General features: G+C 45.7%; 4 protein-coding genes. All 4 read left to right on the top strand.

The features are described from left to right. Positions 1–175: 175 nt before the first annotated feature. The 4 genes from QUB16_RS32645 to QUB16_RS32630 all read left to right on the top strand — a co-directional run bounded on the left by QUB16_RS32645 (position 176) and on the right by QUB16_RS32630 (position 6094). A complete protein-coding gene (locus tag QUB16_RS32645) occupies positions 176–2011 on the top strand; it encodes a caspase family protein (RefSeq protein ID WP_333322504.1) in 1836 nt (611 codons plus the stop codon). A gap of 1496 nt (positions 2012–3507) precedes the next feature. Beyond that, the gene (locus QUB16_RS32640; RefSeq protein ID WP_006635912.1) at positions 3508–3732 is read left to right on the top strand and encodes a hypothetical protein; all 225 of its coding nucleotides are present in this window, start codon (positions 3508–3510) and stop codon (positions 3730–3732) included. A gap of 695 nt (positions 3733–4427) precedes the next feature. Next, positions 4428–5561, top strand: coding sequence for an RNA-guided endonuclease TnpB family protein (locus tag QUB16_RS32635; protein WP_333322502.1), 1134 nt, complete (start codon positions 4428–4430; stop codon positions 5559–5561). 281 nt (positions 5562–5842) lie between these two features. Then, positions 5843–6094, top strand: coding sequence for a TIGR02450 family Trp-rich protein (locus QUB16_RS32630; RefSeq protein ID WP_333322500.1), 252 nt, complete (start codon positions 5843–5845; stop codon positions 6092–6094). The last annotated feature ends 151 nt before the right edge of the window (positions 6095–6245 follow it).

Here is a 6245-nt window from a genome sequence, read left to right as displayed (position 1 = left end):
AAGCTTTTTATGAACAGGCTTTTCGGCCTGTTCCACAAGACAATCTACTCTTTGTGGAACAGGCCGAAAAGCCTGTTAAGCGAGAATGGTGCAAGATGTGAGTATAACCTTACTTAAACGAGTATGTGTTATCGTTTTGTGCAAGCTGTCCACTATATATATAGGACATATGGGGATGAAAAATCACGCTTGTATTGCAATAGGCATCAATCAATATCAGTTACTCCAGCCTTTGAGTTATGCCCAAGAGGATGCAGAGGCTCTGTACGGTTTTTTGACTGAGGAGGCGGGTTTTGCGCCGGATGGATGTCTGCTGATGACCGATAGCTCGCCGTCGCTGTGGGGTCAATCTACATATCCAAATCGGGAAAATATTCTGAGATTGACCCAAAGCCTCTGCGCGCAACATGTGCAACAAGGAGATTTACTCTGGTGTTTTTTTAGCGGCTACGGTGTCAGCTATGAAGGTAAGGATTATTTGATGCCGATTGACGGCAATCCGGCTGACATTCAGGGTACGGGGATTCCGGTAGAGTGGCTGTTGAATACTCTGAAAAACGCTCCTACGGAAACGGTATTGGTGCTGGTTGATATGAACCGCAGCCAGATTGTGAAAGCGGGGGAAAAGATCGGCTCTCAAACGGTCGAGCTGGCGCGGGAACGGGAAATCCCTACGGTGCTTTCTTGCCGCCCGAATCAAGTTTCGCGGGAAACTTCGGCTTTGCGTCAGGGGTTTTTTACGACGGCGCTTTTGGAGGGGCTACGATCGGGACAGTGCATGACCATTAAGGGTTTAGACCGTTTTTTGAGCGATCGAGTGCCGGAGCTGTGTGACCACCATTTGCGTCCGAAACAAGAACCTTTGATGGTGGTGAATCCTCCGGGAAAGGCTAATTTGGTGATTTTGCCGGATACTTCAGGGGTACCAACTGCTGCGTTGGCCGGACGCAACGGCAATATGACGGTTGGTACGGCTGATGGGTTCGATCGCCCGCAAATGGCGACGGCTACGGCTCGAATGGATCTGCCTCCGGCAGTTCGCAATGCTGAGGATTCGCCGGTTGAGATGCCGCCTGTGTCGCAGCCGAATGCTGTGGCCCCTGCCGATCGGGGGGGCGATCGACCGAACTTGCAAAAGCCGGAGGATGAGCATAACGCGGGGTCAGATAAGTCATTTTTGCAGCAGCTAGTTTTATGGAGCTTAGCTACGGCTGTAGTGCTGCTGTCGGGCGTTTATGTGACGAACCCATCAATTTTTATTGGTCAGCAGGAAGGAGATCCTCGATCGCCTGGTGGAAATGCCCAAAACCCAGGCTCTCAAAAATTTACTGGTACTGGGGGGTCGCAGAACCAACCGCGGGCGGTGCAAGCAGGGAGTGGAACCAAGCAGCCACCATCGAGCCAGCAGGTGTGGGCTGAGGCAAAAACTTTCCTTAAGGATGGTTCGGCTTCTAGTTTTAATAAAGCGGTGGTTAAGGCTCGAACGATTCCGGCTAGCGATCCGCTCTACCCGCAGGCTCAGCAGGATATTGAGCGGTGGAGTTTGACAATTTTGGATATAGCTAACGGGCGGGCTGCTCGGGGCGATTTCCAGGGGGCGATCGGCGCGGCTAAATTGATGCCGGATGTCAATAAGCCTGTGTACAATCAGTCGAAAGAGGCGATCGCTCAGTGGGAGGAGCTATCCAAAGACCAGGATGTAAATGCTGCTTTGCTATCGGCTGCTAAGGGTCAAATTAAGCGGGGGGTTGCCTCTTCTTACAGTAAAGGCATCCAGCAAGCTAATAAAATTGAACCCGGTCAGCCGAAGTATGAAGAAGCTCAACAGTTAATTGGACAGTGGAGCGAAAGTATTCTCAAAATTGCTCAGTTGCGCGGCTCTCAAGGAAAGTTGAAAGAGGCAGTTGAAGCTGCTTCGCTGGTGCCGTCGGGTACTAAGAGTTATCAGCCGGCTCAGAAGGAGATCGCCAATTGGAAAACTAAGCTGCAACGCCAGCAGAAAAAAGGTTGATTTAGTTGATAATTTCTCGGTTTCCCACCGGGAAATTATCTTAGCGACTGACCGAAGTAGGTCGTTCGCTCGCTCGATACCTCTTGATACTGCAAAAAGAGACCTACATATCGATAATTTAAAACCAATAATTTTCTTCACCATTTCCCCTCCCCAGCTTCGGCGCGAGGGGATTTTCTATGCCCCCTGGTCGGTTCGTTTTTGTATAGTGAAAGATATCGTATGGGCTGGTTAATTGGGGTTGCATAATACTGGGATGATTTTGATGTTTTTTGTGGATGGGCCCATGAGCCTGAAGGCGTGTATTTTCACAGCAGGCGGGACGCCTAACCCTACTCCCCACAATAATCCTCAAATTGTGCAACGCGGGTTAATTAATATCTTTACTTCACATCCAGAGTTCTCTAAATCGGCGCCTACGCCGTCAAGACAGAGGTTTTTTAACAATAAGGAGGGTGGTAAATATATATTTATAAATAGGAAAAAAGCGGTCAATTATTTAATTTTAATCGTGAATCCAAAAAGCTTAATTTTTGTATTTTATCACGTAGAAATATCAGCTTAATCTATAGTTTATTTTAACTGTAGTTGCCCGCAACTTGGGCTATGTCGAATTGCTATACAAGGCAAATGGCTAACGCAAAGTCGCCTTAAAACATAGGGTATGCAGAGTTAATTTTTTTATCCCTTTTTGTGGGTTATTAGGAGCGATCGACGGATGGAAGACTGTTTAAACTTGTGCTGTTTTTAAATTATTAGCAGTGACATATCTGTTATGAATTATACAAAATGAGCCGTTACTGACAATTCTCGCCGACGAGCGATCGCCCCTCATGAATTCAGGAAACAGATTCACCGCCACACAGCACAAGATATCTGGATTCGCAAGCTGCGAGTCTTCGTTGGCCCGGAGCTCACAAAGCTGCCTTATTTAACACAAAAAAGGGCTTTGCAAGAAAATCCAAAAAATATTTCCTTGAGAAACAAGAATAAAAACTTGCTCGCTTATTGTAGCCCCGGTAACAACACGTATGCCTAAAGTTATAGTCCACAGCCAAGTCTACAGGACGAGCTAAATCAATAGGGTGATCTGGCGGTGTCCGGGTGTTAAGAGGGGCTCTCGAAGAGGAATGTTCCCGGAGCGATCGCTTCCCAATCGGGGAGTGTAAAACCTAGGAAGGCAAGGAGTTGGAGACAATGCTGAACTTTTTGGGTTCAGGAAAGTAGCGTTAGCACTAAACTCTGCCGTATGGTGGAAATCGAGCCAACTTTGTAACAGTTCTTAACTATAAAGAATTCTGCCAAAACTGCTAGCATAGTGACACTTTTGCTAGCAAAAACAGATAAAGTAAATAAAGTTGGCTAGCTCTAGACGCCCCGATCCCCATCCTGGGGATGTTGAATCAATTTGATTCATACCAAGTGGTTTTAGAGTTACAATCGGAACCAAAGCATCGCTATTTAACTGAGTTCTTTACTTACTTTTACTTTCAGCTATGAACGTGGATTTTATCAAAGCCCAAGTCAGGTTGCTACAGGGTGCAAGTTCATCGGAGCGAGAAACCCTTATTAAAAACATCGGCGTCTGTGCTGGCGTGATCAGACCGGGAGAGTACGTGACTCCGCAACGGAAGCACGCTATCACTCTCTGGCTGCAAACAAATGCGGTTCGCCTCCGGCTTCCCCAACTTCCTCTGGACTTATCAGGCCAAAAGCCTTAACAGGGAAGTAATCAAGAGGTAGCGACAGAATCAAAGAAAGTAGTCAATCTTACCTAAAAGTGCGTTTTTATTGAGCTGTACAGGATCAATGAAACACGATTAAGATTGAAAAAATGTTTGTAGGGAAAGTTGGGCTCGAAAACACGCCTGTGGACAAGAAGCGGCCGACCGCTTTGATAGAAACAGGAAGTGAACGTCAAACCTGCTCTAAAAGTAGATTTGAGTAAGTTTCACAGAAAGGATTATTCTGCACAACTATAACCTGGGTTATTTGCTTTTAGATTTGAGATTCACGATTTAGCTCGTACTGGATAAATTTGCTATTTGTGGATCGCCTGAAAAATTATCCTATTCAATAGGTATAACTAATTACAGGGGCAGTCATTGAACTGCCCTTACTTTTGAGCCCCGATGCGAAACTGCTGCAAGTTACAATAAACGCATCTACTTGCAGATAGAGTTTAGGTGTACTCTCCTGTAAGCTGCAGCGGCTCTATATTATTTGTTATGTTCAAGAGAAGGGGAGAGGGGGAGAGGATTTGACGAGCTTTAACTAACGTGAATGGGAAGTCCTGCGCTCTACCTACGGTAGAGCGTCGGGATGAAAATGAACCAAAAAACAACTTGAGCGACAGCGAATCAGTATCGTTTGTGTGTGGTATCATTATTTTATCAGTATTTGGCATTCTCGATAAGTGTACAAAGCATACAAGTACAGAATCTATCCCACAGACGAGCAAGAAGTCTTGCTGGCAAAGTCTTTTGGCTGTGCGAGATGGTTTTGGAACTATGCTTTGAATCTGTGTCAAGAAACCTACAAAAATACTGGTAAAGGACTTTCTAGAGGGTGCATACAAGGCTTACTCCCTGCACTCAAAAAAGAATACGAATGGCTAAAAGAGCCTTATTCTCAATGTTTACAGGTAGTTGCGTTGAATTTGTCTACTGCCTATAAAAACTTCTTTGACAAGAGGGCGATGCCGCCCAAATTTAAAGCCAAGCACGGTAGGCAGTCAATCAGCTATCCTCAAAATGTCAAGTTCGACGGCGACTATATTAGTCTCCCGAAGATTGGCTTAGTTTTTTGTCGGCGACACCGTGGTTTTGAGGGCGACATCAAAACTGTTACCGTGTCTCGAAACCCGGATGGTAAACACTTTGTTTCTGTTTTGATTGATGACGGGAAAGAAAAACCTGAGCTAGTTTCAGCAGAAAAGGCTATTGGTATTGATGTAGGATTGACTCATTTTGCGATTACCAGCGATGGTTCTAAATTTAGCAATCCCAAACATTTTGTCAAACGCCAGCGGAACTTAAAGCGAAAACAACAGAAGCTTTCTCGCAAAAAGAAAGGCAGTCAAAACCGAAAGAAGGCAAGGCTGGCAGTTGCGACAGTTCACTCCAAAATTGCTCGATGCCGGGAAGATTTTCTGCACAAGCTATCCCGCAAGATAGTGAACGAAAACCAAGTTGTTGCAGTAGAAAATCTCAATATCAAAGGTATGGTGAAGAATCATCATTTAGCTTCATCAATTAGTGATGTTGGTTGGGGTATGTTCTGTACCATGCTCAAATACAAGTCAGAGAGCGAAGGAAAGCAATATGTCGAAATTGACAGATGGTTCCCTAGCTCTAAGACGTGTCATGTATGTCTAAATCGAGTTGAGAGTCTAACCCTTGATGTTAGGAAATGGACTTGCCAGCATTGTGGTACTCATCACGATCGTGATGTAAACGCTTCGATAAATATTAGAAATGAAGCCTTGCGGATTTTGGCGTTAGGAACTAGCGCTTCTACCTGCGGAGGGGATGTAAGTCGCCAAGAGTAAAACTTCGGTTTTGTTGGACGCCCCGCCCCGTTGAACCAGGAAGCCAGAGCTGTACCACTTAAGTGGTCAGCGTCTGGTAGTTCACTATCATCAAACAGAACGAGTTATATAGCAATCCTTGCAGGAGTCGTACAAAGATGTAGGGATAGTACCTTTCTTTGCCTACCCGGCCTCATGGGGAAAACCACGGGGGGTTTGCCCCTACAAGAATTACACAAAGGATTTAGGATGGCTATATTACAATTCACTTGCTTTCTAATATATTTTTCCAGAAAAATACTGTGAGCAAAAAACAAAAATTTCCTTATTTAGTTGGTTCCCGATGGACTTCACACCAAAAAACTTGGGGGTGGCGACACTTTCAAGTTGTCAACCGAAAAAACGAAGGTAAATGGGTATTTGCAGAAATGGTGGCGGCTTGCGATCCAAATGTGCGTTTTTGGCTGAACGCCGCACAGCTCAAAGATCGATCGCTCTGGCAAGCTGGATGGCAGTCTACGCAAGAATTAGAGCAATTAGAAACTGCAGACTAAAAGACACGGCTGTGGGGTAGAGTTAGCGGAACTTCCGTCGCCTGCTGCTATCGTTCCGATTCAAACCAATACGGAGTAAGGAACCCCACGCTTAAAAGCGGGGGCTTTTGGGAAGTCCGGCTCGTTCCGAGCGGTGCAAGAAGAAAGCCCG

It is taken from the genome of Microcoleus sp. D3_18a_C4 (genome assembly GCF_036702415.1).
Taxonomy (GTDB): domain Bacteria; phylum Cyanobacteriota; class Cyanobacteriia; order Cyanobacteriales; family Microcoleaceae; genus Microcoleus.
The sequence above is the reverse complement of the archived record's forward strand: the minus strand, read 5'-3'. Positions and strand labels throughout refer to the sequence as shown.

Excerpts from the sequence above, each read along its gene's own strand:
- QUB16_RS32645 (WP_333322504.1), top strand. The coding sequence starts at position 176 with ATGAAAAATCACGCTTGTATTGCAATAGGCATCAATCAATATCAGTTA.
- QUB16_RS32640 (WP_006635912.1), top strand. The coding sequence starts at position 3,508 with ATGAACGTGGATTTTATCAAAGCCCAAGTCAGGTTGCTACAGGGTGCA.